Annotated in this window: 28 protein-coding genes; 10 read left to right on the top strand and 18 right to left on the bottom strand. The window is 63.3% G+C overall.

Annotation, left to right across the window (positions count from 1 at the left end):
• Positions 1 to 20: 20 nt before the first annotated feature.
• Together folK and EAH73_RS01395 are read right to left on the bottom strand one after the other, a co-directional pair.
• Complete coding sequence (gene folK, locus EAH73_RS01400; RefSeq protein WP_140464512.1) at positions 21 to 515, bottom strand: 2-amino-4-hydroxy-6-hydroxymethyldihydropteridine diphosphokinase; 495 nt, start codon at positions 513 to 515, stop codon at positions 21 to 23.
• Positions 512 to 1372, bottom strand: coding sequence for an alpha/beta hydrolase family protein (locus EAH73_RS01395; RefSeq protein ID WP_140464511.1), 861 nt, complete (start codon positions 1370 to 1372; stop codon positions 512 to 514). The genes folK and EAH73_RS01395 overlap by 4 nt, the downstream gene beginning before the upstream one ends.
• A gap of 138 nt (positions 1373 to 1510) precedes the next feature.
• Here EAH73_RS01395 and EAH73_RS01390 point away from each other — a divergent pair, with 138 nt between their 5' ends.
• Complete coding sequence (locus tag EAH73_RS01390) at positions 1511 to 2512, top strand: polyprenyl synthetase family protein (RefSeq protein WP_140464510.1); 1002 nt, start codon at positions 1511 to 1513, stop codon at positions 2510 to 2512.
• A 77-nt stretch (positions 2513 to 2589) separates the two neighbouring features.
• Here EAH73_RS01390 and EAH73_RS01385 read toward each other — a convergent pair whose 3' ends face one another.
• Positions 2590 to 2901: a hypothetical protein gene (locus EAH73_RS01385; protein WP_140464509.1), complete on the bottom strand. Its 312-nt coding sequence runs from the start codon at positions 2899 to 2901 to the stop codon at positions 2590 to 2592.
• Between the two features lie 141 nt (positions 2902 to 3042).
• Between EAH73_RS01385 and EAH73_RS01380 the strand changes: the two genes are divergently transcribed.
• On the top strand, positions 3043 to 4476 hold the full coding sequence (locus tag EAH73_RS01380) for a cytochrome P450 (protein WP_140464508.1): 1434 nt from the start codon (positions 3043 to 3045) through the stop codon (positions 4474 to 4476).
• Here EAH73_RS01380 and EAH73_RS01375 read toward each other — a convergent pair.
• Positions 4473 to 5327, bottom strand: a complete 855-nt coding sequence (locus tag EAH73_RS01375; RefSeq protein ID WP_140464507.1) for a universal stress protein — start codon at positions 5325 to 5327, stop codon at positions 4473 to 4475. The genes EAH73_RS01380 and EAH73_RS01375 overlap by 4 nt on opposite strands.
• Before the next feature lie 115 nt (positions 5328 to 5442).
• On the bottom strand, positions 5443 to 6762 hold the full coding sequence (locus tag EAH73_RS01370) for a TlpA disulfide reductase family protein (RefSeq protein WP_140464506.1): 1320 nt from the start codon (positions 6760 to 6762) through the stop codon (positions 5443 to 5445).
• A gap of 156 nt (positions 6763 to 6918) precedes the next feature.
• Here EAH73_RS01370 and EAH73_RS01365 point away from each other — a divergent pair, with 156 nt between their 5' ends.
• Both EAH73_RS01365 and EAH73_RS01360 read left to right on the top strand, forming a co-directional pair.
• The gene (locus EAH73_RS01365; protein WP_140464505.1) at positions 6919 to 9210 is read left to right on the top strand and encodes an aconitate hydratase; all 2292 of its coding nucleotides are present in this window, start codon (positions 6919 to 6921) and stop codon (positions 9208 to 9210) included.
• 63 nt (positions 9211 to 9273) lie between these two features.
• Positions 9274 to 10215, top strand: coding sequence for a DMT family transporter (locus tag EAH73_RS01360; protein ID WP_140464504.1), 942 nt, complete (start codon positions 9274 to 9276; stop codon positions 10213 to 10215).
• A 279-nt stretch (positions 10216 to 10494) separates the two neighbouring features.
• Here EAH73_RS01360 and EAH73_RS01355 read toward each other — a convergent pair whose 3' ends face one another.
• From EAH73_RS01355 to EAH73_RS01325, 8 genes are all read right to left on the bottom strand, one after another.
• Complete coding sequence (locus EAH73_RS01355; RefSeq protein ID WP_170214065.1) at positions 10495 to 11001, bottom strand: nucleoside deaminase; 507 nt, start codon at positions 10999 to 11001, stop codon at positions 10495 to 10497.
• Positions 11002 to 11039: 38 nt separating this feature from the next.
• Positions 11040 to 12266, bottom strand: coding sequence for an amidohydrolase family protein (locus tag EAH73_RS01350; RefSeq protein ID WP_140464503.1), 1227 nt, complete (start codon positions 12264 to 12266; stop codon positions 11040 to 11042).
• Between the two features lie 70 nt (positions 12267 to 12336).
• On the bottom strand, positions 12337 to 12783 hold the full coding sequence (locus EAH73_RS01345; protein ID WP_205012949.1) for an META domain-containing protein: 447 nt from the start codon (positions 12781 to 12783) through the stop codon (positions 12337 to 12339).
• A 24-nt stretch (positions 12784 to 12807) separates the two neighbouring features.
• Positions 12808 to 13227, bottom strand: a complete 420-nt coding sequence (uraH, locus tag EAH73_RS01340) for a hydroxyisourate hydrolase (RefSeq protein WP_140464501.1) — start codon at positions 13225 to 13227, stop codon at positions 12808 to 12810.
• Positions 13228 to 13322: 95 nt separating this feature from the next.
• Positions 13323 to 13433, bottom strand: a complete 111-nt coding sequence (locus EAH73_RS23530) for a heme-binding protein (protein ID WP_240047097.1) — start codon at positions 13431 to 13433, stop codon at positions 13323 to 13325.
• Between the two features lie 9 nt (positions 13434 to 13442).
• Positions 13443 to 13580, bottom strand: coding sequence for a heme-binding protein (locus EAH73_RS23525; RefSeq protein ID WP_240047096.1), 138 nt, complete (start codon positions 13578 to 13580; stop codon positions 13443 to 13445).
• A gap of 281 nt (positions 13581 to 13861) precedes the next feature.
• Entirely contained in the window at positions 13862 to 14287 is a 426-nt protein-coding gene (locus EAH73_RS01330; RefSeq protein WP_140464500.1) for a GreA/GreB family elongation factor, read from the bottom strand.
• A gap of 112 nt (positions 14288 to 14399) precedes the next feature.
• On the bottom strand, positions 14400 to 14762 hold the full coding sequence (locus tag EAH73_RS01325; protein WP_140464499.1) for a hypothetical protein: 363 nt from the start codon (positions 14760 to 14762) through the stop codon (positions 14400 to 14402).
• Between the two features lie 555 nt (positions 14763 to 15317).
• Here EAH73_RS01325 and EAH73_RS01320 point away from each other — a divergent pair.
• From EAH73_RS01320 to EAH73_RS01310, 3 genes are all read left to right on the top strand, one after another.
• Entirely contained in the window at positions 15318 to 16397 is a 1080-nt protein-coding gene (locus EAH73_RS01320; protein WP_140464498.1) for a c-type cytochrome, read from the top strand.
• Between the two features lie 39 nt (positions 16398 to 16436).
• Positions 16437 to 16916 carry a DsrE family protein gene (locus EAH73_RS01315; RefSeq protein ID WP_140464497.1) on the top strand — a complete coding sequence of 160 codons (480 nt, stop codon included), beginning with the start codon at positions 16437 to 16439 and terminating at the stop codon, positions 16914 to 16916.
• Between the two features lie 108 nt (positions 16917 to 17024).
• Positions 17025 to 17987, top strand: a complete 963-nt coding sequence (locus EAH73_RS01310; protein WP_140464496.1) for a molybdate ABC transporter substrate-binding protein — start codon at positions 17025 to 17027, stop codon at positions 17985 to 17987.
• 34 nt (positions 17988 to 18021) lie between these two features.
• Here the strand turns inward: EAH73_RS01310 and EAH73_RS01305 are convergent, their stop codons facing one another.
• Positions 18022 to 18783, bottom strand: a complete 762-nt coding sequence (locus EAH73_RS01305; RefSeq protein WP_161599405.1) for a glycosyltransferase family 2 protein — start codon at positions 18781 to 18783, stop codon at positions 18022 to 18024.
• Between the two features lie 126 nt (positions 18784 to 18909).
• On the opposite strand from EAH73_RS01305, the gene yiaA reads away from it, so the two are divergent.
• Positions 18910 to 19311, top strand: coding sequence for an inner membrane protein YiaA (yiaA, locus tag EAH73_RS01300; protein WP_140464494.1), 402 nt, complete (start codon positions 18910 to 18912; stop codon positions 19309 to 19311).
• 63 nt (positions 19312 to 19374) lie between these two features.
• On the opposite strand, the gene EAH73_RS01295 is transcribed toward yiaA, so the two are convergent.
• The gene (locus EAH73_RS01295) at positions 19375 to 19797 is read right to left on the bottom strand and encodes a hypothetical protein (RefSeq protein ID WP_205012948.1); all 423 of its coding nucleotides are present in this window, start codon (positions 19795 to 19797) and stop codon (positions 19375 to 19377) included.
• Between the two features lie 90 nt (positions 19798 to 19887).
• On the opposite strand from EAH73_RS01295, the gene EAH73_RS01290 reads away from it, so the two are divergent.
• A complete protein-coding gene (locus tag EAH73_RS01290; protein WP_140464493.1) occupies positions 19888 to 20613 on the top strand; it encodes a TIGR02117 family protein in 726 nt (241 codons plus the stop codon).
• 89 nt (positions 20614 to 20702) lie between these two features.
• Here the strand turns inward: EAH73_RS01290 and EAH73_RS01285 are convergent, their stop codons facing one another.
• Positions 20703 to 20951, bottom strand: a complete 249-nt coding sequence (locus tag EAH73_RS01285; RefSeq protein ID WP_140464492.1) for a hypothetical protein — start codon at positions 20949 to 20951, stop codon at positions 20703 to 20705.
• Between the two features lie 289 nt (positions 20952 to 21240).
• Here EAH73_RS01285 and EAH73_RS01280 point away from each other — a divergent pair, with 289 nt between their 5' ends.
• Positions 21241 to 23538, top strand: a complete 2298-nt coding sequence (locus tag EAH73_RS01280) for a GH92 family glycosyl hydrolase (protein WP_140464491.1) — start codon at positions 21241 to 21243, stop codon at positions 23536 to 23538.
• 341 nt (positions 23539 to 23879) lie between these two features.
• On the opposite strand, the gene EAH73_RS01275 is transcribed toward EAH73_RS01280, so the two are convergent.
• Both EAH73_RS01275 and EAH73_RS01270 read right to left on the bottom strand, forming a co-directional pair.
• Entirely contained in the window at positions 23880 to 25157 is a 1278-nt protein-coding gene (locus EAH73_RS01275) for a dihydroorotase (RefSeq protein WP_140464490.1), read from the bottom strand.
• A 77-nt stretch (positions 25158 to 25234) separates the two neighbouring features.
• Complete coding sequence (locus EAH73_RS01270; protein ID WP_140464489.1) at positions 25235 to 26215, bottom strand: aspartate carbamoyltransferase catalytic subunit; 981 nt, start codon at positions 26213 to 26215, stop codon at positions 25235 to 25237.
• Between the last annotated feature and the right edge of the window lie 639 nt (positions 26216 to 26854).

Here is a 26854-nt window from a genome sequence, read left to right as displayed (position 1 = left end):
CAAAGCGCAATGGCGCCGCTCTATTCCTCTGCCCACGGCCGCACGGCCAGCGGGTCAGGGCAGATAACCAATAGCTCAGCTACGGTGAGGTGTAGCTGCGGGTGCACCCGCGCGGCGGCAATTTCGGCCAGGGGCCCCAGCGCGAACCGGCGCTGCGCCAGGCGCGGGTGCGGCACGGTCAGGGCGGGGGTGTCGATGATGAGGTCGTCGTAGAGGAGTACGTCCACGTCGAGGGTGCGGCTGCCCCAGCGCTCGTGCCGCTCGCGGCCGGCGGCGGCTTCGGTGGCCAGGCAGTGGGCCAGCAGGGCCCCTGGCGCCAGCGCGGTGCGCAGTGCCACGGCCTGGTTGAGGTAGGCGGGCTGGTCGGCGGGGCCCCAGGCGGCGGTTTCGTAAATGCCCGAGGCGGCCACGATTTCGCCCGCAGCGGCCAAGCCGGTGCGCGCCGCTTGCAGGTAGGCGGCGCGGTCGCCGAGGTTGCTGCCCAGCAGCAGGTAGGCCAGGGCGGGCGCGCTCACGCTTGGCGATTAAAAAAATCGGCCGTGCGCGCCGCCACCAGGCCGGCGGGCTCGGGTAGCCCCGCGGTGGGCCAGGGGTGGGCCCCGCCGAACATGTGCGTGGCCCCGGGCACCACCAGCACCTCGGCGCCCGGCTTGGCGGCGTGCAAGGCGTGGGCCGCCTCCAGGGGCACGGTTTCGTCGGCGTCGCCGTGCACGATGAGCAGGGGCTGGGGCAGGTTGTGCGCCACGTTGGCCAGAATGTCGAGCCGCGCGCGGTTGGCCTCGTAGTCCTCCACAATCTGGTAGTACATGGGCAGGGGCTGGCCGGTGCGGCTGTTGGGCACCAGGAGGTGGCCGGCGCGGGCCCACTCGGCCAGCACCTCGGGGCCCCAGCGCTGGTCGATGTCGGCGATGGCGGCCCAGGTGGCCACGGCCCGCACGCGGGCGTCTTCGGCGGCCTTGAGCAGCACCAGGGCCCCGCCGCGGCTGTGGCCCACGAGCGCGAGCCGGCCCAAATCCAGCTCGGCCGCGGGCAGGGGCGTGGCCCCGGGCGCGTGCAGGGCGTCGAGGAGCTGGCCGAGGTCGTCGAGCTCGATGCTAAAATTATTCCGCCCGAAAGCGTCCAGGTCCTCCAGGTCGCCGGTGCCGCCCACCACCACGCCGTTGTGCGAGAGGTTCAGCTTAACGAACACAAAGCCCTGCTCGGCAAAAAAATCGGCCAGCTGCGGGAAGTGCCCCCAATCCTTAAACCCTTTGAAGCCGTGCACAAACACCACCACCGGCTTGGCGCGGCCGTCGGCGCGGTAGGTGGCATCGGCGGCAAACGGCCGGCCGTGGCGCAAGCCGGTGAGAATGAACGGAACGTGGGCGAGCATGGGTGCAGGGGCAGGGGTGAGGCGGGGCCCCCGCGGCGCAGCCAGCGGGCGGGCCCCGCAAGTAAGGCATTCGGGGCGCAAAAGTTTTGCGCCCGGGCGGCCCCTGCCTCGTCCGTTACGCCGTAATATTGCCACGCCATGCCGCAGCCCACCTCCGCTTCCCTCGACCAGATCCAGGCCCCCATTGCGGCCGAAATGGCGGAGTTTGAGCACAAATTTCGCCAGTCGATGCGCACCAACGTGCTGCTGCTCGACAAGATAATGGGCTACATTGTGAAGCGCAAGGGCAAGCAAATCCGGCCGATGTTCGTGTTCTTTTCGGCCCGCATCGCCCTGCCCGACGCCGCGGGGCCCCTGCCCGAAGCTACTTTCCGCGGCGCCACCCTCATCGAGCTGCTGCACACGGCCACGCTAGTGCACGACGACGTGGTGGACGAAAGCAACTACCGCCGCGGCTTTTTTTCCATCAATGCGCTGTGGAAGAATAAAATAGCCGTGCTGGTGGGCGACTACCTGCTTTCGCGCGGGATGCAGCTAGCGCTGGAGCACGACGACTTTCAGCTGCTGAAAATCGTGAACCGGGCCGTGCGCGAGCTCAGCGAGGGCGAGCTGTTGCAAATCGAAAAAGCCCGCAAGCTCGACATCACGGAGGACGTGTACTTCGACATCATCCGCCAAAAAACGGCCTCGCTCATCGCCTCCTGCACCGCTGTGGGGGCCGCCTCCACCGGCGCCGATCCGGAAACCGTGGAGCGCGCTCGCCTCTTCGGCGAAAAAGTGGGCATGGCCTTCCAAATAAAGGACGACCTGTTCGACTACGGCACGGCCGAAATTGGCAAGCCGGTGGGCATCGACATCAAGGAAAAAAAGATGACGCTGCCGCTGATTTACGCCCTCCAGCAGGCCAGTTGGCTGGAAAAGCGCCGCATGATTTTCAACGTCAAGAACAACGAGGGCCACCGCGAGCGGGTGCAGCAGGTCATCGAGTTTGTGAAGCAGTCGGGGGGGCTGGACTACGCCGTGGCCACCATGAAAAAGTACCGCGACGAGGCCCTGGCCATCCTCCACACCTTTCCTGAATCGGCCAGCCGCACTTCGCTCGAGCAGCTCATCAACTACACCATTGAGCGGGAAAAATAGGGCCCTGGAACTCCTGGGGAGCATTAAAAAAGGCCGTTCCCTAGGGAACGGCCTTTTCTGTAGCGGTGCGCAATGCCCTAGCCTTTAGGCTCGGCCAGCTGGTAGCTGACGCTGCCGGGGGCCACGTCGCTCACCTTAAATTTCACGCCGTCGAAGGTGGCGTCCACCTCCAGGGTGTGGATCATGCCGCAGCCGGGGCATTTTACTTCCTCTTTTTCGTACTGGTCGGTGTCGGCCAGCGAGTCGGCCATTGGGTCGGGGGTGGGCACGCCGAGCAGGTCGGTAAAGACTTCGGTGTGGCACTTGTTGCACTCAAACTTGAGGCCCACGGCGCGGCCTTGCAGGTCTTCGAGGGGAGCGTTTTGGTCGGGGTTTTGGGCAATCCACATGGGGCAATCGGGTTGGTTTTGGAAGAAAGAGCGGCGGCCCGCGGCGGGGCCTGCCCGGGTTTACGCGGCTGCCCGGCAAAAGGATGGCCCGGGGCCCCGGCCTACCTTTGGGCGCGGCCCCACTAGGGCCCCGCCCGCACTATGGCCGACGATACTTTGGGGCCCCAAACCCCGCCCTTGGTCCTGCCCCAAGTGCCGCGCTGGCACTCCATCCGCGGCTCGCTGCGGCTCGTGGCCGACCCCATCGGGGCCCTCGACGCCGTGCACGCCGGCTTCGGCGACACGGCGCGGCTCTACATCGGCGGGGTGCAGCCCAGCGTGCTCACCCGCGACCCCGGCCTAGTGCAGCACATTTTGCAGAAAAACCACCGCAACTACGCCAAATCGAAGTTTACGCTCGGCTTTGCGCGCTACATCGGCCACGGCCTGCTCACCAACGAGGGCCCCGACTGGCTGCGCCAGCGCCGGCTCATCCAGCCCGGCTTCCACCGCCAGCGGGTGGCCGGCCTCACCGGGCTGATGCAGGAAGTGGTGGCCGACACGCTGGGGCCCCTGGCGCAGGCCGCGGCCAAAAGCGGCGGGGCGGTGGCCGTGCCAGCCCACGCGCTGCTCACGCGGCTCACGTTCCGCATCATTGCCCGCTCGGTGTTCAGCACCAGCTTCGCCGAGGCTGAATTGGACCGCCTGGCCCAGCTTATTACGGAGATTCAGGCGTTTTACATCCGCACCATCCGCCAGCCGTACCTGAACTGGTGGCGGCGGCTGCGGGGCCAGTTCCGCCACCACGACCGCCTCACGGCCGAGCTGCGGGCGCTGCTGGGCCGCTACATTGCCCAGCGCCAGGCCGCCAGCGCCGCCCCCGGGGCCCCCGCCCCGCCCGACGACCTGCTGCAAATGCTGCTCGATGCCCGCTACGAGGACACCGGCGAGCCGATGGCCCCCGACCGGCTGCTCGACGAAGCCCTGATTCTGCTCGTGGCCGGCCACGAAACCAGCGCCAACGCCCTCACCTGGCTGCTGTACCTGCTGGCCCACCACCCGGCCGAGGCGCGGGACATCCAAGCTGAAACCGCTGAAGTGCTGGGCGATAGGGCCCCCACGTTTGCCGATTTGCCCCGCCTCGGCCGCGCCTTGCAGGCCGTGCAGGAAACCATGCGCCTCTACCCGCCCGCTTGGATGGTGGACCGCGTGGCGCTGGCCGACGACGACTACCGGGGCCTGCGCATTCCGAAGGGCACCCTGTTCTCGCTCTACCTCTACGGCCTGCACCGCGACCCGCAGCACTGGGACGCGCCCACCGAGTTCCGCCCCGCCCGCTTCGCCCCCGATGCGCCGCGCCCGCTCGTGCCGTTTGCCTACGCGCCCTTCGGCGGGGGCCCCCGGCTGTGCGTGGGCCTGCAATTTGCCCTCACCGAAATGCAGCTGGTGGCCATTGAGCTGCTGCGCGTGTTCGACGTGGAGTGGCCCGCCGGCCAGCCGTTGGTAGTTAAGCAGCCGCTCATCACCCTGCGGCCGCGGGGCGACTTCCAGGTGCGGTTGCGCTTGCGGGAGGGGCCCCAGGCGGCTGCCGGCTAGCCGGCGAAGTGGTACGTGAGCACCGGAGGGAAGGCGTGGGTGGCCACGGTTTCGGCGATGCTGGCGCTGAAAAAGTGGCTTAGGCCCAAGCGCACGTGGGTCGGAATCACCACCAGGTCGGCGGCCACGCGCCGAGCGTATTCCTCGATGCCCGCGCTGGTGCGGTTCGCGGCCACTTCGGCCACCACGACGTGGGCCAGCTGGTGCTGCCGGGCAAAGTCCTGCATTTGCTGCTGGGCCACGTGGTCACCGTCCCCTGCGGCCACGTGCAGCAGGTGCAGCGTCGCGTCGGGGAACGCGGCCAGCACCTGGCGTAAGCCGTCGAGGGCCCCGGTGGCATCCTCCGCAAAATCGGACGGAAACACAATCTGCTTTACTTTAAAGGCCAGCTCCGGGTGCTTCACCGTGAGCACGGGGCAGGGAGCCAGCCGAATCAGGCGCTCGGTGGTCGAGCTAACGAAGAAGTGCTCCGTGGCGCCGTGGCCGCGCGCGCCCACCACCACCAGCTCGGTGCCGTGGCGCTGAATGGCCGCCAGGATGCCTTCGCCCACGCGCCCCACCTCCACCACGTCCTGCACCGGCACGCCGGGGGCCAGTTGCGCGGCTTCGGCTTGCAGCGCGTGCATGCGGCGCTTGGTGGTTTCCAGCAGTTTGAGGGTGAAAATCTGGTCGATGCTGTGGCCGCTCACCGGCCCGCCCACGGTGCTGAAAGCGCCCCCCGCCCCGTCGGCGTCTTCCTGCACGTGCAGCAGCGTGAGCTGGCCGCCCGTGTGCTGGGCCAATTGCACGGCAACCTCGAAGGCGTGGTGCGCTTCAGGCGAAAAATCAGTGGCAACGAGGATGTTTTTCATGACCGGGGCGGGTGGGGGTGGAGGAGAAAATTACCAATCAATCATCGACCGTTGCAAACGGCTACCGATTGATTAGTAATATAGTACACCCGCGCTTGTTCCCGCCACCGGGGCCCTATTCCTTCAGCAGCTTGTCGATTTCCTGGTTGAAGGCCGCCGTTTCCTCCGCGTAGTACTTGCCCGTGCCGGGGCCGCTGAAGCCGGTGTGGATCTTGCGCACGGCGCCCTTCTTGTCGATGAAGATGGTGGTGGGAAAGGCCAGAAACTTGGCCAGCTGGGGCAGCGACTTGGCCACCGAATCTTTGTTCGACACGCCGGCCACGGCCACGTCGTAGCCGATGTTGAACCGCTCCTTCATGCCGCGCAGACGCGCCGCGGCCTTGTCGTACTCGGGCATCCGCTCGTAGCCCAGGCCGATGATTTCGACGCCGCGCTGCTTGTTTTTCTCGTACCACGGGGCCAGGAAGTTGGTCTCGTCCATGCAGTTGGGGCACCACGAGCCCAGCACTTGCAGCACCACTACTTTACCGCGGTACTTAGGGTCGGTGGGAGAAATGCTGGCCCCCGGCACAACGCTCGGAAACTTGAAGCTCAGCCGGCTTTCGCCCTTTTTGAGGTAGGTCAGCGTGTCGGCGTCGGGCAGCTTGGCCTTGGGGTCGGGAACGGCCGTCCAGGTTTCATGTCCGCTTTTGCCCGAGTAGAAGTCGCCTTTTAAAGTGCTGTTGGGCTGCTCTTTTGCATCGAAAAGGAAGGCATGGCTTCCATCAAAAGTTGATAATAATAGATGAGGACTGTCTTTTCGACCAACGAGGTTGCCTGCTAAATACCGGTAGTCGCCAGTTGTAGTTAGGAACGTTCCTGTATAGTTTTTGCCGGTGTTAGAAAGGACACCAACAGCTGGATACGAATTTCCCTTTTCGTCTTCAAATAGAACTTTTAAGGTAACACTTTTTCCGCCAGACACTTTAACTATAAACTTTTTTTCGCCGCTATCGTCATCAACGAATAGTGGTTGGGCCCCCGCCGAAGCCACAAGCGGCACGCGGTAGGGCCCCTTGGCATCGTACTTCACCCAGTTGCCCTTCAGCTTGCCGGCGCCGTCGGCCCGCACCACCAAGGCCGCGTCGAACGCGTGGAGCCGGATGGTGGCCGAGTCGCCGGCGGCGGATATTTCGGGGCAGCGCAGGCGCTCCTCGCCGTTCAGGCCTTTGTTGATGAGGTACACCACCGGCTGGCCGGCTTCGGTCTTCACTTCGAACAGGAACGGTAGTTGCTGGCCCTGCATGGCCAGCTCGCCGCGCCAGGGCCCCGGCGTGAGCAGCGCCGTTGCCGAGGTGCCGCCGGCCGCCGCGGCGCCGGTGGGGGAGGAGGTACCCTGGCAGCCCGCCAGGCTCAATAGGGCCCCAGCCAGCAACGCAAATGCAACATTCTTCATGGCAACGGCAAAAAGCAAACGTGAATGGCCACAACCCAGACCGCCCCAACTAAGTTATAAGTATAGGCCGGGCCACTAAATAACGGCCGCCCGCCGGATTAGGCGCAACCTAATCGGGGATGTTACATTTGCACAACCACTTTTTATACTTCTCCTATGGCATTCGACTTGGAAATGATTCGCGGCGTGTACGCCGGCATGGGGGCCCGCATCGAGGCGGCCCGCGCCGCGGTGGGCCGCCCGCTCACCCTCACCGAGAAAATTCTCTACGCTCACCTCTACGGCGGCGAAGTGAAGCAGGCGTACGAGCGCGGGGTTTCCTACGTTGATTTTGCCCCCGACCGCGTGGCCATGCAGGACGCCACCGCCCAAATGGCGCTGCTCCAGTTCATGCAGGCCGGCAAGCCCACCGCCGCCGTGCCCAGCACCGTGCACTGCGACCACCTCATCCAGGCCAAAGACGGCGCCACCGAGGATTTGGCCGAAGCCAACTCCGAAAACAAGGAAGTGTACGACTTCCTAGCCTCGGTTTCCAATAAATACGGCATCGGCTTCTGGAAGCCCGGCGCCGGTATCATCCACCAAGTGGTGCTTGAGAACTACGCCTTCCCGGGCGGCATGATGATCGGCACCGACTCGCACACACCCAACGCGGGCGGCCTGGGCATGGTGGCCATCGGCGTGGGCGGCGCGGATGCCGTGGACGTGATGGCCGGCATGGCCTGGGAATTGAAGTTTCCCAAGGTCATCGGCGTGAAGCTGACCGGCAAAATGAGCGGCTGGACCTCGGCCAAAGACGTAATTCTGAAAGTAGCCGGTATCCTCACCGTGAAGGGCGGCACCGGCGCCATCGTGGAGTACTTCGGCGAAGGCGCGGAAAGCCTGAGCTGCACCGGCAAGGGCACCATCTGCAACATGGGCGCGGAAATCGGGGCCACCACCTCGGTGTTTGGCTACGATGAGAAGATGGGCGACTACCTGCGTGGCACCGGCCGCGCCGAAATTGCCGAAGCCGCTGCTGCCGTGGGGGCCCACTTGCGCGCCGACGATGAGGTGTACAACGACCCGGGCAAGTTCTACGACCAACTCATCGAAATCAACCTCTCCGAGCTGGAGCCCTACGTGAACGGCCCGTTCACGCCGGACGCCGCTTGGCCGATTTCGGAGTTTGCCGCCGCTGTGAAAGAGCACGGCTGGCCCGAGAAGCTCGAAGTGGGCCTCATCGGCTCGTGCACCAACTCAAGCTACGAGGACATCACCCGCGCCGCCTCCATCGCCGCGCAGGCCGTGGCCAAGGGCCTGCACGTAGCCGCCGAGTTCACCATCACGCCCGGCTCGGAGCTGGTGCGCTACACCGTAGCCCGCGACGGCCTCCTCGATACGTTTGCCGAGATGGGCGGCGTGGTGCTGGCCAACGCCTGTGGCCCGTGCATCGGGCAGTGGGCCCGCCACACCGACGACCCCAAGCGCAAGAACTCCATCATCACGAGCTTCAACCGCAACTTCGCCAAGCGCAACGACGGCAACCCCAACACCCACGCCTTCGTGGCTTCGCCCGAAATCGTGACCGCCTTCGCCATCGCCGGCGATTTGACCTTCAATCCCCTCACCGACACGCTGCCCGGCACCAACGGCCCCGTGAAGCTTGATGAGCCAGTGGGCGTGGAAATGCCCCCCCGCGGCTTCGCTGTGGAGGACGCCGGCTTCCAGGCCCCCGCCGCCGACGGCTCGGGCGTGCAAGTGCTGGTTAACCCCGCCTCCGACCGCCTCGAGTTGCTCGAGCCCTTCAAGCCATGGGAAGGCACCGACCTAACGGATCTGCGCATCCTCATCAAGGCCAAAGGCAAGTGCACCACCGACCACATCAGCATGGCCGGGCCCTGGCTGAAGTACCGCGGCCACTTGGACAACATCTCCAACAACATGCTCATCGGGGCCACTAACGCCTTCAATGAGGAGACCAACTCGGTGCGCAACTTCGCCGTGCAGGGCGACGGCTACGCCACGGTGCCCCAGTCGGCCCGCGCCTATAAGAGCATGAAAGTCGGCACGGTGGTAATCGGCGACGAGAACTACGGCGAAGGCAGCTCGCGCGAGCACGCCGCCATGGAGCCCCGCCACCTCGGCGTGCGCGCCGTGATTGTGAAGAGCTTCGCCCGCATCCACGAAACCAACCTGAAGAAGCAGGGTATGCTCGGCCTCACCTTTGCCAACAAGGCTGACTACGACCTGATTCAGGAAGGCGACCTCATCGACATCCTCGGCCTGACGGACTTCCAGCCCGGCAAGCCCCTACAGGCGCGCCTGCGCCACGACGACGGCGACACCGACCTCATTACCCTCAACCACACCTACAACGAGGGCCAGATTGAGTGGTTTAAGGCCGGTTCGGCCCTGAACCTGATCCGCCTGAAAGAGAGCGGCGAAGCCCAGCTGTCGCAGAAGTAATCGGTAATTAATCATTTGCAAAGAGCCGCTCCGCTTGGGGCGGCTTTTTTTGTGCGGTCTTCCATGCGTAATTCGTTGCCGCCCGCCCGCTCGGTGCCGGGCTTTTTGCTCACCGTTGCGGGGGCTATCTTATTCTCTACCAAAGCCATTATCGTCAAGCTGGCTTTCGGCAGTACGCACGTCGATGCCCTGACGCTGCTCACTCTCCGCATGGTGTTTGCGCTGCCTTTTTACGCGGCCGCAGCCTTTCTGGTAGCCGGGCAAAAGAGTAGCGCCAAACTGACGCAGCGGGAGTGGCTGCTGGTAATTGGCCTCGGGCTGTGCGGCTATTATTTGAGCAGCTTGTTCGATTTTATTGGCCTGCAATACATATCGGCCGGCTTGGAGCGGCTCATCCTGTTTCTCTACCCCAGCTTCGCCGTATTTATTAATGTCTATTTATTTAAGCAGCGCATAACGGCCGTGCAGAAAGGGGCCCTGCTGCTCACGTATGCCGGCATTGCGCTGGCGTATTTCGGCGAATTACGGCTGGATGCGGGCAATCCGAACTTCTACCTCGGCAGCTTCATGGTGTTTCTGTGCGCCATTACATACTCCATTTACATTGCGGGCAGCGGCTGGGTTATTCCCCGCGTCGGGGCCAACAAATTCACGGCCTACGCCATGCTGGCCGCCACCGGGGGCATCTTCGTGCACTTTGCCCTTGCGGGCAATGCCCAGGCCTTGGTGACCAGCAAAGGCCTGTGGGCCTATGGGTTGGCGCTAGCCGTGGTGGCCACCGTGCTGCCCTCGTTTATGCTGTCGCAGGGCCTCAAGCGCATCGGCGCCAACAATGTGGCCATCATCAGCGGCATCGGGCCGGTATCCACCATTTTGCAAGCACATTTCTTCCTGCACGAGAAAATATTCTTCGAGCAAATTTGCGGCACGGCCCTAGTAATTATCGTCGTTTTATTAATTGGCTGGAAAAGAAAACCCGCAGAAATTACCGTTAACGCCAATTAAAATATTCCGTAAATTGTAGAATTATTCTCAAGCTGAAAAACGCCAAACCCAAGCATCCATTCACTGAATGAATGCTTGGGTTTGGCGTTTTTGCAATCCAGAAACAAGTAATAAGTAGAAGGGTCGAGATGAATTAGTTTAGCTACTTTTTCTGTCGTCGTAGCACGCTTGCCAATTCCTGGGGCCCCTATTTCCAAGGCCTGGGGCCCCTGTCGAAACCGTTCGGAAATGTGCAGAATGTGTCCTATCCATGCTTTTGCTAAAAGCTATTAGGAGCTGCTACGCCGCCGGCCGCTGCGTGTGGTAGGCCACGTGCAACGCCCGGATGGCAGCCAGCAGCTCGCCCTCGGCCGGCCCGGCCACCTGGGCATCGGTAATGAGCTCCTGCACTGGCAGCATGCGCACGGGCCCGGCTGGTGCGCCCAGCTCCAGCAGCCACTGCGTAAGCTGCTGGGCCGAGGCGAGGTACACGATTTTGCCCAGGCCCACCCAGCCGTGGGCGGTGGCGCACATGGGGCAGTGCTCGCCGCTGGTGTAGAGGGTAGCGCCGGCGCGGGCCTCGGGCGCGAGGTGGGCAGCGGCCCACTGCGCCAGCTCCAGTTCGGGGTGGGCCAGGTGGTTGAGTTCGTTGACGCGGTTGCGGGCCTGGGCCAGCACCGTGCCATCGGGGCCCACCAGCAGGGAGCCAAAGGGCTCGTCGCCGGCGTGCAGGGCCTCGGTGGCCAGGGCCAGGCAGTGGCGCAGGTGGGGTAAGTCGGCGGGCGTGAGGGGCAGGTTGGTGGGCATGAGAGGAGGGGTGGGGAGTTGCTTGTTGGGCGATCCGCTTAACCAGCCGGGTACAGCACGGCCTTTGGGTTGGCAAACGTGGGCCGGCCGTTCTTGTAGCCCAGCAGCGGCTGCGCGATGGTGCGGATGGCATCGGTGGCGCTGGGGGCCTCTAGCAGCACGAAAGTGGCCGGGCCGCCCACCCGCAGGCGGGCCTGCCGGGCCAGCAACCGGGCGGCGTTGGTGGTCACCATCTCGTAGGCCGCGCGGATTTCCTCGTCCGTGCTGAGCTGCGCGATGTTGGCGTACATGTTGGCCATGCGCACCAGCGAGGCGTCGCCGTAGGGCGTGAAGGCGTTGAGGATGTTGTTGCTGGCGATGGTGGTGAGTAGGCCCTTGGTGCTGAGCTCGTTGGCATTCACTACCCCCCGGGGAATAAGGTGGGTATGCTCCTGGCCCATCATCAGCAGGTCGGTGGCGGGCAGCACGATGAGGGCGATTTCGGCGTCCAGCAACAGCTGCACCAGCTCGGCGCGCCGGGCCGGGGGCATGGCGCTCAGCTTGTTGACGTGCCCGATGGACACGCGGCCTTGGTAGCCTCGGAGCCGGGTTTGCTCGGCAATCTTGGGAATGCCCGACTGGGCGGGGTCGAGGTCAAAATCGAGGTGAAAATCTACGTTCACGTCGAACTCCTCGGCCAGGTCGAAAATCAATTCCACGTGGCGGTCGGGGTCGTCGTCGGTGTAGGGGCAGCCGCCCACCAGGTCGGCGCCCTGCTGCAGGGCCTGGCGCAGCAGCTCGTAGGTTTCCATTTCCTGGGTTAGGCCGTCCTGGGCAAAGGCGCACAGCTCGATGTCGATGGCCGGGGCGTAGGCTGCCTTCACCCGCTTGAGGGCCGCCAGGGAGCGCAGGCCGGCGCGGGGGTCGGTTTCGACGAAGGTGCGCAGGCCCATGGTGCCTTTCTTGATGGCCATTTCGACCACCCGGCTGGCGCGGGCAAACACGTCGTCCTCCGTAAAATCCTTTTTGGCCTCCAGCGTTTGCTTGGTGGCCTCCTCCTTGGTGCCCTCCTTTATTTGGCTGCGGTTCAGAATACAGGCTTTGTCGAGATGAATGTGGGTTTCGTAGAAGCCGGCGCACACAAATTGGTTTTCGGCGTCGAGCACCACGCGGGCCGGGGCCGTAATGCCGGCCTCCAGCAGCGTAATCTGCTCGCCCACGATGCCGATGTCTACGCTGGCCTCGTGGTCGTCGAGCCGCGCGTTTTTTACGAGTAAGTCAAGCATTTGCACAGGTGGGAATGGGAAATATATTACTTACAATCAATAATTTGAAAATAAAAAATACGCCTTTCGCTTAAAAATAAACGGCGTGAAACACGGCTAGTGGGGCGCGGCGGCCCACGTTCAGCCGCAGCGTGTCGGCGCGCACGGTGTAGTTGTCGGCCCGGTTGAGCACGTTCAGAAAGCCGCGTTCGGGGCCGGGGCCGGGGCAGGCCTTGAGGGTGGTGAGCACGTTGGTGAAGCGCAGGCGCAACTGGCGCTCGTTCAGCTCGTAGCTACCGCTGAGCGCGTTGCAGCCCCCAAAGCCCGTGACGCGGCTGCTGTCGCGCAGCGTGAAGAAGGCCTCGCGCTCCTGGCCGGGGCCCATCGTCACGGGCTGGCCTTCCAGCGTCACCAGCTTCCAGTATTTATTAACGATGCCCTCGGGGCGCGAAGCTGTGGCGGCGGGCGTTTTCTGGGCAGTTTCGCAGCCCGCCAGTACGGCGGGCGCGAGCAGCAGGGCGAACAGAATATTTTTCACAAGCAACAGTTAAGCAAGTATTTATCAGCTGCCGCGGTAGGTGGAATAGCCGAAGGCTGACAGCGTAATCGGCACGTGGTAGTGGGCGCCGTCGGTGAGCTCAAATACCACTTCGATGAAGGGGTAGAACGAGGTTTGCTGCTGCGCCGCGAAGTAGGGCTTGGTGAGGAAGGTGAGGCGGTAGGTGCCGGTGGCGGGCGTTTTCTGGCCGGCGGTGGGCAGGAAGTCGGCGATGCGGCCGGCGGCGTCGGTCTGCTTTTCGGCTACCGAGCTCCAGGTTTTTTTGGCGACGTCGTACCGCTCGAGGCGCACCGTGACGCCGGGCGCGGGCAGGCCCCGGCTAATGTCGAGAATGTGGGTGCTGAGCTGGTAGGCGGGCGGCGTTTGCTGGGCCAGGCCCAGCAGGGGCAGCAGGCTAAGCAGGGCAATGAACAGGGTTTTCATGCAAAAAAATTAAAATAAAACGCAGTTAAACAGTTGGCTACGGAGTGGTAATACCGGCTACCGCCCAGCAGCAGCTCGGGCAGGTTGGCCAGGTTCTAGGTATCGGGGTTGGCGCGGGCGCTGCGGCCCAGCAGCAGGGTGGCGGGTTTGGTGGAGAGGGCGGTGTAGGCCTTGCGGCGGGCAGCCTCGGTGTTGTGGGGCCCCACGCCGTCGCCCTACAGCAGCAGGATGGTTCGGCCGCTGGCATCCACCACGGCCACCGACACTTGCTTATCGAGGGTGGCAACCTTGACGCGGGCACGGGCAGCTATTTCCAGGGCGGCGGCCAGCGTGAGGCGAGCGGTGGGAACCACACGTAGGCGGTGGGGGCGGCCGGCCGGGCAGCCTGGGCCGCTACCGTGCCCGGCAGTGGCAGGGCCGCCAGCAGGCAGATGAATAGCTTTTTCAAAAAACGAGCTTGAATGAAGACGGCTTGAACTGGCCTGTCATACGAGCACGTGAGGGCTAGGCGCCTGGTTGCTCACCCAAGCGGCTTGAAGTCAGCCATATAATTTACGGTGCCAACTGATTTTGGGGCCCTGTGGCGCGTGTGCATCACTCCAAAAATCCATCAGCAAGCCCTCAGCAGGCACGTTTAGCTGTCCCAGTCGCCGGCGGCTTCGGGTTGGTGGAGGATGGCCTCGACCCAGTAGTTGGCAGGGCCCCCGGGCTGTTGCAACTGAAACTGGTCGCCCAGGCAGCAGCCCAGCACGGCCACGCCCAGCGGGCTCAGCACCGAGAGCTGCCCGGCGGCTTCGTCGGCCGCCGGGGGGTACGTTAGCGTGAAGCACAGCTCGTCGTCGCTGCGGAGCTGGCGCAACTTGAGGCGCGAGTTCATGGTGACGACGTGCGGCAGAATCTCGTAAGAATCGACCAGCTGCGCCCGTGCCAGCTCCTGCCCCAGCACAGTTACCAACTCGGGCGAGGCGCCCGGCGGCGGCTGGCGCACAAGGTCGGTCAGGCGCCCGTAGTCCAACCGGGTCACGTAGATGCTGCCTGGAAGCCGTTGAATCGTTGCCATAAGCAATAGGTAGTTAATCGCTGGCCAGAGGCTTAGCTTCTGGCCAGCAAGATTTTATAAAGTGAGCCGCAAGTGACGAGCGTGCCCAGCTACCAGGGCTAGGGGCCCTGGCTTAGCGCTTCTCCAGCAAGTAGATGGTTTCGGTGGTGGCACCCACCCCCACGGTGCTCTGGGCCACGCTCACCAAGCGCCACTGCTGGTTGTACAAAGCGTTGAGCTTGACCACTTCGGCCTGGTGCAGATCGACGGCAGCTGAGGTGCTGGAGCGCTCTGTGCCGGTTTTAATGGTGCGCAGCGACTGCACCTCGCGGCGGCCGTCGGGCCACACGGTGGTCAGCTCTGGGGCCCCTGTGGTGCCTGGCCGGCCGCTACCCACCAGCATCAAGTAGCCCTTGGGCGCGGCGGCCTGCGGGTAGATGGCCCACGCGCCGAGGGCGGTTAGGGCAAGGGTAATCGATAGCAAGACCTTTTTCATGACGTGGGTGGGAAAGGACAAGGAAGCAGAAGAATAAGACAGCCGGCGGGTGCCGCGCCCGGCGTAGGGCCCCTGGCCAGGAGCCCTACGCCGGATACTAAGATAGCTACTGGCGGCAGGCCCCGAGGGATCTAAAATTCATAATATCTTCATATACGCTCTTTTCAAGAACCCGTTTTAATTGACCGGGTCCTGTTGAATTGTTGAAGGCTCGTGCGTTCATCGCCCCAGTGCAGTAGCCCGATATTGGTAAGTTACCGGAGCTGAAACTTGATGTTCAATAATTTGGGGCGCTTGGCCCGGCGGGGTAGCGCTTGGTGGGCCGCCCACCCTACGCCTTGAGCGCGCCGCTGCGGGTAGTCGTTTCCGCGGCTTCGTCCCAGGGGGTTCTGCAGGCGGTATGTATGGGTGGCCGGGGCGATATTAGCCGGCTGATAGCCAGTTATTGTTAAGCAATTGGACAAAATCAAGGAGGCATTGCTTTTAATGTAAGATATTGTTATTGAGAAGATTAAATAGCAGTCATTAGCCTAATACTTAGTAATCCGCTTCGCCATGGCCCCGCCCCCTGATCCTGCTTCCCGCCTGCAACCCGAAGACAAGCAGGTGTTTGTGAAGGTGGCGGGCCTGCTCACCTGGCTCACCGGCCTGCTAATGCTGGTGGTGGCCGTGACGGCCTACCTGCTGGTGTTTCCGCCCCGGCCCGCCGCGCCGCTGGCCGCCACGGCGACCGCGCCGGCCCCGGCTAAAAGCCAGTCCGCCAACTTCTTCGCCCCGGCCCGCTTCCTGCTCGACAGCGTGGCGCACAACCCCGAGGGCGAGCTCATTCGCTACGGCCACGCGCTGATTGCGCACACGCCGCAGTACCTGGGGCCCCGGGCCAAGGCCCCGCTGCTGCGCCTGGCCGGCAGCAACCTGGCCTGCCAGAACTGCCACCTGCAAGCCGGCCAAAAGGCCTTTTCGGCCCCCTACGTGGGCATTTGGGGCATCTACCCCACCTACAAGGGCCGCGAAAACGCCATCAGCACCCTCGAGGAGCGCATCAACGGGTGCATGGCCCGCAGCCTCAACGGCCGGCCGCTGCCGCTTGCTGGCAGGGAGATGAAGGCCATCATCACCTACATGAAATGGCTGGGCCGCCAGGTACCGGTGGGGGAGAAGGTGCAGGGCCAGGGCTTTGTGAAGTTTACCATGCCCAACCGGGCGGCCGACCTGGGCCAGGGCAAAATCGTGTTTGCCCAGCAGTGCGCCAGCTGCCACGGCGCGGGCGGCCAGGGCCAGCGCGTCGGCGCCGACGCGCAGTACCAGTACCCGCCGCTCTGGGGCCCCGACAGCTACAACGACGGGGCCGGCATGCACCGCCTGCAAACGGCGGCCCGCTTCATCAAGGCCAACATGCCCTTTGGGGCCACCGCCGAGCACACCGTGCTCAGCGACGCGGCGGCCTACGACGTGGCGGCCTACATCAACTCGATGCCCCGGCCCCACATGGCCCACCTCGACCACGATTACCCCGACCTGCGTAAGAAGCCGGTCGACTGCCCCTATCCTCCTTACGCCGACCAGTTTACGCAGCACCAGCACCAGGTGGGGCCCTACGCGGCCATGAACCAGGGCAAGAAAGGTGCGGAGTAATTGGCTGGCAGTTAACTTTCTAATTCCTATTTCCTGCCCATGAAAACCTTGCTCCTGACCGCCGCGCTCGCCGCTGGCTTCGCCTTTTCCAGCCACGCCCAAACCTCCGCTGCCATGTCCGACGCCGAAGCTTTCCAGAAGGGCACCTTCCAGGGGGCCACCGCCGACCTTGCCCACTACAACGCCGTGTACCAGCTCGATAGCGACGACCCCAAGCTGATTCAGCAGACGCTGCGCAACCTCAGCAACGCGCTGGAAGACACGCGTCTAAAGGGCAAGATTACCATCGAGCTGGTGGCTTTTGCCAACGGCACGGCCGTTTTTCGCAAAGACCAGCCCTACGAGGCGCAACTCACGGCCCTTAAGCAGAAGGGCGTTATCCTGGCGCAGTGCCTCAACACAATCAGGGAGAGGAAGATAAGCAAGGATGAGCTGTTGCCCATCATCTCCTACGTGCCCAGCGGCAACGGGGAGTTGATAATCCGGCAGGCCCAGGGCTGGGCCCTGGTGCACCCGTAGGGAGTACTGCGCTGTTAGCTTTTGAGTTGAGTAATAGTTACCGCAACTACTTATTAGTTAACGGAAAAGCTAACAGCTAATAGCTGACAGCCAAAGAATTGGTTACCCATGAAACGCTTTTCTCACCTGCTTGCCCTGGCCGCGCTGGCGCTGGTTCCAGCCGCTGCTCTCGCCCAAGCCATGCCCGCCCAGAAGCCCGCCCCGCCCGAGCCGGCCCACCGCTTCGACCCGCCCTGGAATGCGCCGTTTCAGACCGGTGAGGCCTTCACGGTGCCCGGCATCGACAACGTGCCCGACCTCTACGGCGACGTGGTAGACCCGCAGCTGGTGGTGTTTTTTGGCGGCAATCAGTTCATGGTGCTCGATGATTTGCTGCGCGAATTCCGCAAGGCCCATCCCCAATACCAGCGCATTTTCGTCGAAACCCTGCCCCCCGGCATCCTGGCCAAGCAGATTGCACAGGGTGGGGCCCTGGTGGTGGGCAACTTGCGCATCGCCCTGAAGCCCGACGTGTACGCGGCTGGCAAAAGCCGGATGGATATGACGCCCGAGTGGTTTGCCCACACCAGCAGCTATGCCCAAAACCGGCTGGCCATACTGGTGCGCCAGGGCAACCCCAAAAAGGTGCAGGGCCTGCGCGACCTGGGCCGGCCCGAGGTGCGGGTGAGCATGCCCAACCCCGCCTGGGAAGGCATTGGCAAGCGCATCGAGGAAGCGTACGAGAAGGCCGGTGGCGCGGCGCTGCGCACCGCCGTGATGACGAGTAAAGTGCAGGCCGGTAGCACGTTCCTAACCCAAATTCACCACCGGCAGTCGCCCATGCGGGTGCTGTATAACCAGTCCGACGCCGCCCCGGTGTGGTACACGGAGGCGTTTTACCAGAAAATGCTGGGCCACCCGGTGGAAAATATTGAGATTCCGGCCAAGGAAAACATCACGGCCAACTACGTGGCCGGGGTGATGAAAGCCGCTCCCCACGCCCAGGCCGCCGAGGACTTTGTGGCTTTTCTCACCAGCCCCGCCGGGCAGGCCGTGTACCGCAAGTACTGCTTCCTGCCCCCGGTGAAGTAGCTGATTTAGCGCAGCGTGTTCTCGATCGCCCCGGCTACCGGCCCGGCTCGGCGATGCCCAGGGCCCCCAGCTGCGCGGCGTACTTCTGGTAAATCACCCGCAGGTCGGCGTTGTGCTTAGCGGCGTCCACCCCGATGCTCACGTTGCGGGTGTGGAAGCGGTGCAGGTGGCTGACGTGCGGGCACACCACGGGCAGGTGCCCGGCCAGCAAGAAGCGGACGTACAAATCCAGGTCCTCGGCCATCTTCAGCTCCTCGTCGTAGCCGCCCACCTGGTCGATGAGGGCGTGGCTGTAGCACACGTTGCCTTGCAGGAAGTGCTCGGCCCGGAAAATGGCCTGGAGCATGGCTGTAGGCGTGTCGAATTTCCAGGCGTAGTAATCCTCGCCTGGCATGTAGCGCAGGTTTTCGTCCACGCGCAGGAAATCGGCCACCAGCCAGGGGCGGCCGGGGTTGGTTTCAATTTGGGCCCCGTAGTGGTAGAGGGCGCGCTGGAGGAGCAGGTCATCGTCGTCGAGGGGCACGAGCCAGGCATCGGGGGCCGCCTCGCGGATGGCCAGGTTGCGGGCGCGGCCCACGGTTTGGGGGGTGGCGTGGTGCCAGTGGCGCAGTGGGGGCCCCGGCTGGGCGGCGGCGGTGCGTAGGTAGGCAGCGGTATCGTCCTGCGAGCCGTTGTCGAACACGAGGTGATCAAAAGAGAAATCGAGCGGAGCGCCGGTGCTGGCCCGGACGCTGGCCACGGCCTCGGGCAGCAGGGCGCGGCGGTCGAGGGTAGGGGTGATGACGGAAAAGTGCATGGTGGGCCCTTGTTCGGCCGGTGCGCCCATAAGGTTGCGTTCAGGGCCCCGGCATTGCGCCGGAAATATATTGTTTCTGCCTTACTTGCCGCTTCATTCGCCCCTCACCTAATTCCAGTTACCGCCATGTCGCCTCAACAACCGTCGCCTGCTTTTATTGGTGCTTCCTGGGTGGCCCTGGTGGCGGGCATGGGCGCCTTCATGGTGGGCTTGTTCAACGCCGTGATGCCCCTGAACGAAAAGGGCTACTACTTCACCATCCTCATGTACGGGCTGTTTTCGGCCATTTCGCTGCAAAAGAGCGTGCGCGACCGCCTTGAAGGCATCCCCGTCACCAACATTTACTACGGCCTGAGCTGGTTTTCTACCGTGCTGGCCATCGGGCTGCTGGTGGTGGGCCTGTGGAACGCCACGCTGGCCCTCAGCGAAAAAGGCTTCTACGGCATGTCGTTTTTGCTGGCCCTGTTCGCCGCCATCGCCGTGCAGAAAAACACGCGCGACGCCAACCGGCCCACCGCGCAGGGCTAGGCCGGGGCTCTAAATGGCACCTGCCCGGTAAATCAAGCGCTTCGCTGGGGCCCCCATATCTGCTTAAAGCGTAGCCACTTGTGCTTCGCGCGTTTCGCGGGGCTTTTGCACGAGGTAATAGTAGAGCAGAATGCCGAGCCCGATGAGGAACGGCACCAGCGCCAGGTGCTTGCCGGTGATGCCCGGGGCCACCATCACCGTATCGAAGTGGAAGAATTCGCTGGCCATCCAGTACGAGTTGGCCGTGATCCAAAACACGATGGCCAGGTTGTGGGCCAGTTCCGACTTGTAGGCCCGCGTGCGCCAGGCGATGACCAGGGCGATGCCCAGCGTGGGGCCCACCATCAGCAGGCCCAGCGTTTTCCAGATCATGCACCAACTGATGTCCTTAACGAGCCAGAACAGGATGTGGGTGTTTTCCATCTTCCGGTACGCGGCCGGGATTTGGTAGATTTCTTCGTCGGCGGGGGCGGGGGGAACGGGCATGGGCGCGGCTAAAAACCAAAGGTAGGGGCCCCCGGCGCGTTATTTCCGGGGGCCCCGTGCCGTACTTGCGGCCCTAAACCCAACCGTATCATGGCCGCTTTCCTCCGCACAACTTTGAAGATTGCCGGCTACACGGTGGGAGCAGTGGTGGGCACCGTGGCCCTGTACATGGGCACGGCCCTGGTGCTTGAGCGCATTCCGGTGGCCAAGGCCGACCCCGGGGCCCCGGCCGACGTAGAAATATTCATCTTCACCAACGGCGTGCACTCCGACCTGGTGCTGCCCGTGCGCACCGACCAGTTCGACTGGTCGCGGCAATTGCCCTACGCCCACACCCAGGCCAACGACCCGTCGTTTGGCTACGTGGGCATCGGGTGGGGCGACAAGGGCTTCTACATGGACACGCCCACCTGGGCCGACCTCAAGGCCAGCACGGCCATCAAGGCCGGATTCTGGCTGAGCACCACGGCCATGCACGCCACCTTCTACCGCGCCGCCGACCTGGCGCCCTCGCCCGCCTGCGTGCCGCTGCACCTGAGCCGCGCCGAGTACGCCCGCCTCATTGCCTACATCCAGGCCAGCTTCCAGCACGACGCGGCGGGCAACGTGCGCTGGATTCCGGGCCACAGCTACGGACGCGACGACGCCTTCTACGAAGCGCACGGCACCTACAGCATCCTCTACACCTGCAACACCTGGACCAACAACGCCCTGAAAGTGGCCGGCCAGAAGGCTAGCCTCTGGACACCCTTCGAGGGGGGCATCTTCTACCAGTACGGCCGCAGCGGCAAGCCGCCCGAAGGCACCGCCGAGTAGGGCCCCGGGGCCCCACCGCGCATGAAAAAGCCCCGCGGGCCGTTGGCCGTCGGGGCTTTTCGCAGCTTGGCTGCGGGCGAAGGATGGGGTTAGTTGAGCCAGAGCTCGGCCACCTGCTCGAAGCGGTGGGCGGCAAAGGCACCGTAGGGGCGCTCGGCGTGGAAACCCAGCACGTGCACCTGCGGCGCACCGGTGTGCACGTGGGGCAGCACCCGCACGGGGTACACGCGGCCAGCCGCGGGCCAGTCGCCGATGAAGTCGGTGGGGCGGTGGTCGGCGTTCACGCAGCGGGCGAAAAGCTGCACGGGAGCGGGGGTCGGGAGCTTGACGTTGGACATACTCAAAGATACGAAATAATTGTGATACGCTAAAAATATTGGCAGTATTTTTATTACAGCGTCAATACTAGAAAATTGTTATGAGTTTCAGATTAAAATCTCATTAAAAATACTTTATGCCCCATTAGGGCCCCAAACGCGCCATTGCGGCCTGGGCCCCTTTCTGCCGCGAAAACGGCTATTTGCTAAACATAATAGCTGCTGAGCGAAAGGGCCCCGGGGGTTGCAAAATAGGGCCCCCGGCCCCGCCAGCGGCCCGTATATGGACCGGCGGCCTTTATTTGCTGGCATGAAAACAGCAACGCTGGCCCTGCTCCTGGGCCTGGCCGGGGCCGCCCATGCCCAGGGCCCCGCCAACCTCGTGCAGTACGCCCACCCGCTGGTGGGCACCGCCAAAATGGGCCACACCTTTCCCGGCGCCACGGTGCCCTTCGGCATGGTGCAGCTCAGCCCCGACACCGACACGCTGGCCTACGCCACGGCCGACGGCAAGTACAACCCCGACGTGTACCGCTACTGCGCCGGTTACCAGTACGACGACCCCACCATCGTGGGCTTCAGCCACACGCACTTCAGCGGCACGGGCCACTCCGACCTCGGCGACTTTTTGGTGATGCCCACCGTGGGGCCCCTGCGCCTCAACCCCGGCACCGCCGCCCGGCCCGGCAGCGGCTACCGCTCGCGCTACTCGCACAAAACCGAGGTGGCCGAGCCCGCCTACTACCGCGTTAAGCTCGACGACCCCGGCGTGCTGGCCGAGCTCACGGCCACGGCCCGGGTGGGCGTGCACCGCTACACGTTTCCGCAGGCCAACGACGCGCACATCGTGCTCGATTTGATGGCCGGGATTTACAACTACCCGGGCAAAAACGTGTGGACGTTTGTGCGCGTGGAGAACGACTCGCTGGTGACCGGCTACCGCCAAACCAACGGCTGGGGCCGCACCCGCACCGAATACTTCGCGCTGGCCTTTTCCAAGCCCTTCGCCCACTTTGGCAGCCGCAACTACGACCAGAAGGAGCCCTACCGCGGCTTCTGGGGCCGCTTCGACCAGGTGCACGACTGGCCCGACCTGGCCGGCCACCAGCTGCGCCTGCACTTCGACTTCGCCACCAAGGCCGGCGAGCAGGTGCTGCTGAAAATGGCGCTTTCCTCCACGAGCACCGCCGGGGCCCTGCGCAACCTGCGCGCTGAGGCCCCGGGCTGGGACTTCGACGCCCTGCGCCGCCAGGGCCAGCAGCTGTGGCAGCAGGAGCTGGGCAAGGTCGAAATCCAGGGTTCGAAAACGGACAAGGACAACTTCTACACGGCCATGTACCACGCCTGCCTCACCCCGACCATGTACCAGGACGTGGACGGCCAGTACCGCGGCCTCGACCAGAACAACCACCAGGCCGAGGGCTTCACCAACTACACCACGTTTTCGCTCTGGGACACGTTTAGGGCCCTGCACCCGCTCTTTAACCTGATTCAGCCCAAGCGCAACGCCGACATGGTGCAATCCATGCTGGCGCACTACGACCAGAGCGCCGAACACATGCTGCCCGTGTGGAGCCACTACGCCAACGAAAACTGGTGCATGAGCGGCTACCACAGCGTTTCCGTGCTGGCCGACGCCGTGCTCACCGGCACGGTGCCGGCGGCGCAGGGCGAGCGGGCCCTGGCCGCCTGCGTGGCCACCGCCCGCCACCGCTGGTACGACGGGCTGGGCGACTACCTGGACCGCGGCTACGTGCCCGACGGCCGCAGCGGCACCTCTGTGTCCACCACCCTCGAGTATGCCCTCGACGACTGGTGCATTGCCCAGCTGGCCCAAAAGCTGGGCCACGCCGACCTCTACCAGGAATTCAGCAAGCGGGCCGGCAACTGGCAAAACGTGTACGACGCCCGCATCGGCTACATGCGGCCCCGCGCGGCCGACGGCACGTTCCGGGCCAAGTTTGACGTGCTGAGCACCAACGGCCAGGGCTTTATCGAGGGCAACGCTTGGAACTACAGCCTCGCCGTGCCCCACGACCCCGCCGGCCTGATTGCCAAGATGGGCGGCAACGCCCGCTTCGTGCCGCACCTCGATTCGCTGTTCACGATGAGCCTGCCCGACAAGTTCTTCGCCGAAACCGAGGACATCACCCGCGACGGCATCATCGGCAACTACGTGCACGGCAACGAGCCCGCCCACCACGTGGCCTACCTCTACAACTGGACCGACCAGCCCTGGAAAACCCAGGCCCGCGTGCGCATGATCCTGCCCAAGATGTACCACCCCACGCCCGACGGCCTGGGCGGCAACGACGACTGCGGCCAGATGAGCGCCTGGTACATCTTCAGCGCCCTGGGCTTCTACCCCGTGGCCCCTGCCTCGGGCGAGTACGCCCTGGGCAGCCCTGCCGTGCAAGGCGCCACGCTGCGCCTCGAAAACGGCAAAACCTTCACCGTCACCGTCAAAAACCAGGGCACCAAAAACGTCTACGTCCAGTCCGCCCGTCTCAACGGCAAGCTCCTGACGCGCCCGTTCCTCCCCGTAGCCGAAGTGATGAGCGGCGGTGAGCTGGCGTTTGTGATGGGCAGTAAGCCGAAGAAGCAATAAAATCTGGGCAATTGAGCCAGCGCTGTTTATTGCTTTTTAATAAATAGGATTGCAATTAAAAAGGTGAACATGCCGAGCGGAGCGCGTTCACCTTTTTTTGTTTCTCTAATTCGGGAATAGACCTCATAAATTGAGCCGATAAATAATTAAAAGTGGGCATTTATCAGGATTCCCGGTCGATGAAAAACGCGCTTTATGGTGCTGATTTATAGCTGCAAGCCAGTTGTTTTAATGGATTGTTCCCGTGCTCCTGGTGTGTTTTGTGGACGGAAATGCTGCAAAAAAATATCCCGGAATTCCCTCGAATTCCGGGATATTTCAGGACTGGGGGTACTAACTAATTAGCGCTCCAGCAGGATTTCGGTGCCTAAAATCACTAGGTCCACCCGGCCTTTCAACGTCTGGTCGATGAAGGGCGTATTCTGGGATTTAGATTTCATGAAATCTCGCGTGAAGGTCGTTTCTGCTTCGGTGTCGAACAAGACACAATTGGCTTGCTGGCCGATTTCGATGGCGGGTACCGGCAGCCCCATCAAGCGGCGGGGCTCAGCCGAGTAGCGCTTTACCACCAGGTCCCACCCAAATTTGCCGGGCTCGACGAAGAAGTGGTGAAGCGACACCAGGGCTGTATCCAGGCCGGTAATACCATTGGGCGCGCTGATAAAATCCTGGGCTTTCTCGAACGGCGTGTGCGGCGCGTGGTCGGTGGCGATAAGGTCGAAAACGCCTTCCTTAAGCCCTTCGAGCAGCGCGTCGCAGTCGGCCTGCGTGCGCAGCGGCGGGTTCATCTTGTAGTTCGTGTCGTAGTCGCCGATGTGCTCGTCGGTGAATAGTAGGTGGTGCGGAGCCACTTCGGCCGTCACTTTCACATCACCGCGCGATTTCCACCAGCGGATGGTCTCCATACCGAGCTTGCTCGACACGTGCTGGATGTGCACGTGCGCGCCCGCCGCCCGGGCCAGCCGGATGTCGCGGTCAATAATAATTTCCTCGGCGCACGCTGGCGAGCCCTTGATGCCGAGCCGGTAGCTCATCACGCCTTCGTTGAGGGCGCGCGGCCCAGCTAACTCCGGTACCTCGCAGTGGCTGGCAAAAAACATCCCGAACTCGGTGGCGTACTGCATCGCCCGCAGCAGCACGGCCGGGTCGTTGGTGGTGTCGCCGTCGTCGGTGAGCATTTTCACGCCGAGGCCGCGCATGCCCTCAATTTCGGCCAGTTCCTTGCCCTCGCGGTTCTTGGTGACGCAGCCAGAGGTATACACCGGAATGCGCGAGCGGTCCTTCGCATTCTCCAGCACCGTAGCCACGGTAGTCGCCGAGTCGAGGGCCGGGCGGGTATTAGGCATCATCACCACGCCGGTAATGCCGCCGTTGATGGCCGCCTCGCTGCCCGTAGTAATGGTTTCCTTGTTTTCAAAGCCGGGAGCGCGGAAGTGGACGTGGGCATCAAACATGCCTGGCATCAGCACCCGGCCTCGCGCGTCGATAACGCGGGCATCCTTGGGAACGGCTAGGTTGGGGCCGATGTCCTGAATTTTTCCTTCGACAATCAGGACATCGCTCTCAAGCAGCACGGATGAATTTTCGGAGGCGATGCGGGCGTTTTGAAGAAGCAGCATGAAGTAGTAATTGCTGTAAACCGCTAGGGTTATGAGAGATGTAACTAAAGAGTGGAGTCAGTCGTCGTGGCGGACGCTTAGGGCATAATCACCGACGAGCTAGTCCGTTGCCGCGCGGTATAGGCTTCTTGCTTCGGGAATTCCCCGCCCGGCGTGAGCCAGTCGAGTACGGCCATGCGAATGGAAATCCCGTTTTCAACCTGGTTGGTGATGAGGCTGCGCTCGTAGTCCATCACGGCGTCGCAGAGCTCCACGCCCCGGTTTACGGGGCCGGGGTGCATGATGTAGAGGCCACGGTCGCGGATTTCGGCCAGCCGGGCGGTGGTAATGCCGTAGACCCGGTGGTATTCGCGCACGCTGGGGAAAAACTGCACGTCCTGGCGCTCCATTTGCACGCGGAGCAGGTACACCACATCGGGGCCCCAGGCCATGGCCGCTTCGTAGTCGGTGAAGCGGGGGATGCTTTCCGGGACGTATTTAGGCACCAGCGAGCCCGGCCCGAGGTACGCAACCTCGACTCCCAGCTTTTGCAGCAGCGTGCTGGTAGAGCGTGCCACGCGGGAGTGAAGGATGTCACCGATGATGAGGACTTTTTTGCCCCTAGGGTCGGGAAATTTCTCCCGAATGGTGAAGGCGTCGAGCAGGGCCTGGGTAGGGTGCTCGTGGGCGCCATCGCCGGCGTTGATGACCGACGCCGTGGTCTGGCGGGCTATCATGCCGGGTAGGCCAGGGTGACTGTGGCGCACGATGATGTAATCGGTGCGCATGGCTTGGAGCGTCTCAATCGTTTCGCGCACCGACTCGCCCTTGGTGATGGAGGAGTGGGCGACGTCGAAATTGGTGACCTCCGCCGAGAGGCGCTTGGCCGCTACCTCGAAGGAGGAGTGCGTGCGGGTGCTGGCCTCGTAGAACAGCATGAGCACGGACTTGCCCTCAAGGGCGGGGATTTTCTTCACCGAGTGGGTGAACAGTTTCTTGAAGGACGTGGATTGGTCGAGTAGGAACTCGATTTCCTCGCGCTGAAGGGATGCGATGTCGAGCAGGTCTTTACGTGCCATACCGAATGGAAGGAAAAATGAGGTTGACTAGCTGAAACGAATAAGGTAAAGTATTATCTGCCAATGCTTCTGGCGGAGTGGCCGGCTGCCGGCACGGGCCGAGGCAATGGCGGCCGCCGGCCCGGCTGGGGCAGGGGGTGGGGGCCCCAGGGGGAGCCCAGGGGACGCTGGCTGGCAGGATTGCCCGGCAGCAGCCACGCACTCAACGGGCATAAAAAAACCGTTTCGGAATCCGAAACGGCGGCGGGGCAACAATCAGAAAAAACAACGGAAACGCCAAAGGCAAAATCAGGAAAACCAATGGTGGCGAAGACCTTGCGGTCCATTCGCGGTTCCCAGCCGAGCAGGATTCCGCGCTTCGTCAACAGGTTTTTTGGTTGAAGCACGGTGCAAAGCTACGGCATTGTTACGTGTATTTCGACCATGTTAACCAAAGATGAGGTGACCCAATCAAGCACGAACATTCAGGTCATTATTTGCAAGTTATTGAAGGTAAAAGGCTTGTGAAGCCAGGAAGACGAGTGCCAGTTGGCGGCGCTTGCGGCTGCAATAATCGAAATGAGCGGCCCTGCTGGGGCCCCACGGGTGGGCCAGGCCGCGGAGCCCTAGCCACCCGGGGGGGGCCAGCGCCTCGGTTCT

Origin of the sequence: Hymenobacter nivis, from assembly GCF_006439025.1 — a bacterium.
Classification (GTDB): domain Bacteria; phylum Bacteroidota; class Bacteroidia; order Cytophagales; family Hymenobacteraceae; genus Hymenobacter; species Hymenobacter nivis_A.
This window is presented reverse-complemented; position numbering and strand designations above follow the sequence as displayed.

What these genes read in the sequence shown, in the direction of transcription:
- EAH73_RS01395 (WP_140464511.1), bottom strand. Translation starts at nt 1,372, where the DNA reads ATGCTCGCCCACGTTCCGTTCATTCTCACCGGCTTGCGCCACGGCCGG.
- EAH73_RS01390 (WP_140464510.1), top strand. Translation starts at nt 1,511, where the DNA reads ATGCCGCAGCCCACCTCCGCTTCCCTCGACCAGATCCAGGCCCCCATT.
- EAH73_RS01385 (WP_140464509.1), bottom strand. Translation starts at nt 2,901, where the DNA reads ATGTGGATTGCCCAAAACCCCGACCAAAACGCTCCCCTCGAAGACCTG.
- EAH73_RS01380 (WP_140464508.1), top strand. Translation starts at nt 3,043, where the DNA reads ATGGCCGACGATACTTTGGGGCCCCAAACCCCGCCCTTGGTCCTGCCC.
- EAH73_RS01375 (WP_140464507.1), bottom strand. Translation starts at nt 5,327, where the DNA reads ATGAAAAACATCCTCGTTGCCACTGATTTTTCGCCTGAAGCGCACCAC.
- EAH73_RS01370 (WP_140464506.1), bottom strand. Translation starts at nt 6,762, where the DNA reads ATGAAGAATGTTGCATTTGCGTTGCTGGCTGGGGCCCTATTGAGCCTG.
- EAH73_RS01365 (WP_140464505.1), top strand. Translation starts at nt 6,919, where the DNA reads ATGGCATTCGACTTGGAAATGATTCGCGGCGTGTACGCCGGCATGGGG.
- EAH73_RS01360 (WP_140464504.1), top strand. Translation starts at nt 9,274, where the DNA reads ATGCGTAATTCGTTGCCGCCCGCCCGCTCGGTGCCGGGCTTTTTGCTC.
- EAH73_RS01355 (WP_170214065.1), bottom strand. Translation starts at nt 11,001, where the DNA reads ATGCCCACCAACCTGCCCCTCACGCCCGCCGACTTACCCCACCTGCGC.
- EAH73_RS01350 (WP_140464503.1), bottom strand. Translation starts at nt 12,266, where the DNA reads ATGCTTGACTTACTCGTAAAAAACGCGCGGCTCGACGACCACGAGGCC.
- uraH (WP_140464501.1), bottom strand. Translation starts at nt 13,227, where the DNA reads ATGAAAACCCTGTTCATTGCCCTGCTTAGCCTGCTGCCCCTGCTGGGC.
- EAH73_RS01330 (WP_140464500.1), bottom strand. Translation starts at nt 14,287, where the DNA reads ATGGCAACGATTCAACGGCTTCCAGGCAGCATCTACGTGACCCGGTTG.
- EAH73_RS01325 (WP_140464499.1), bottom strand. Translation starts at nt 14,762, where the DNA reads ATGAAAAAGGTCTTGCTATCGATTACCCTTGCCCTAACCGCCCTCGGC.
- EAH73_RS01320 (WP_140464498.1), top strand. Translation starts at nt 15,318, where the DNA reads ATGGCCCCGCCCCCTGATCCTGCTTCCCGCCTGCAACCCGAAGACAAG.
- EAH73_RS01315 (WP_140464497.1), top strand. Translation starts at nt 16,437, where the DNA reads ATGAAAACCTTGCTCCTGACCGCCGCGCTCGCCGCTGGCTTCGCCTTT.
- EAH73_RS01310 (WP_140464496.1), top strand. Translation starts at nt 17,025, where the DNA reads ATGAAACGCTTTTCTCACCTGCTTGCCCTGGCCGCGCTGGCGCTGGTT.
- EAH73_RS01305 (WP_161599405.1), bottom strand. Translation starts at nt 18,783, where the DNA reads ATGCACTTTTCCGTCATCACCCCTACCCTCGACCGCCGCGCCCTGCTG.
- yiaA (WP_140464494.1), top strand. Translation starts at nt 18,910, where the DNA reads ATGTCGCCTCAACAACCGTCGCCTGCTTTTATTGGTGCTTCCTGGGTG.
- EAH73_RS01295 (WP_205012948.1), bottom strand. Translation starts at nt 19,797, where the DNA reads ATGCCCGTTCCCCCCGCCCCCGCCGACGAAGAAATCTACCAAATCCCG.
- EAH73_RS01290 (WP_140464493.1), top strand. Translation starts at nt 19,888, where the DNA reads ATGGCCGCTTTCCTCCGCACAACTTTGAAGATTGCCGGCTACACGGTG.
- EAH73_RS01285 (WP_140464492.1), bottom strand. Translation starts at nt 20,951, where the DNA reads ATGTCCAACGTCAAGCTCCCGACCCCCGCTCCCGTGCAGCTTTTCGCC.
- EAH73_RS01280 (WP_140464491.1), top strand. Translation starts at nt 21,241, where the DNA reads ATGAAAACAGCAACGCTGGCCCTGCTCCTGGGCCTGGCCGGGGCCGCC.
- EAH73_RS01275 (WP_140464490.1), bottom strand. Translation starts at nt 25,157, where the DNA reads ATGCTGCTTCTTCAAAACGCCCGCATCGCCTCCGAAAATTCATCCGTG.
- EAH73_RS01270 (WP_140464489.1), bottom strand. Translation starts at nt 26,215, where the DNA reads ATGGCACGTAAAGACCTGCTCGACATCGCATCCCTTCAGCGCGAGGAA.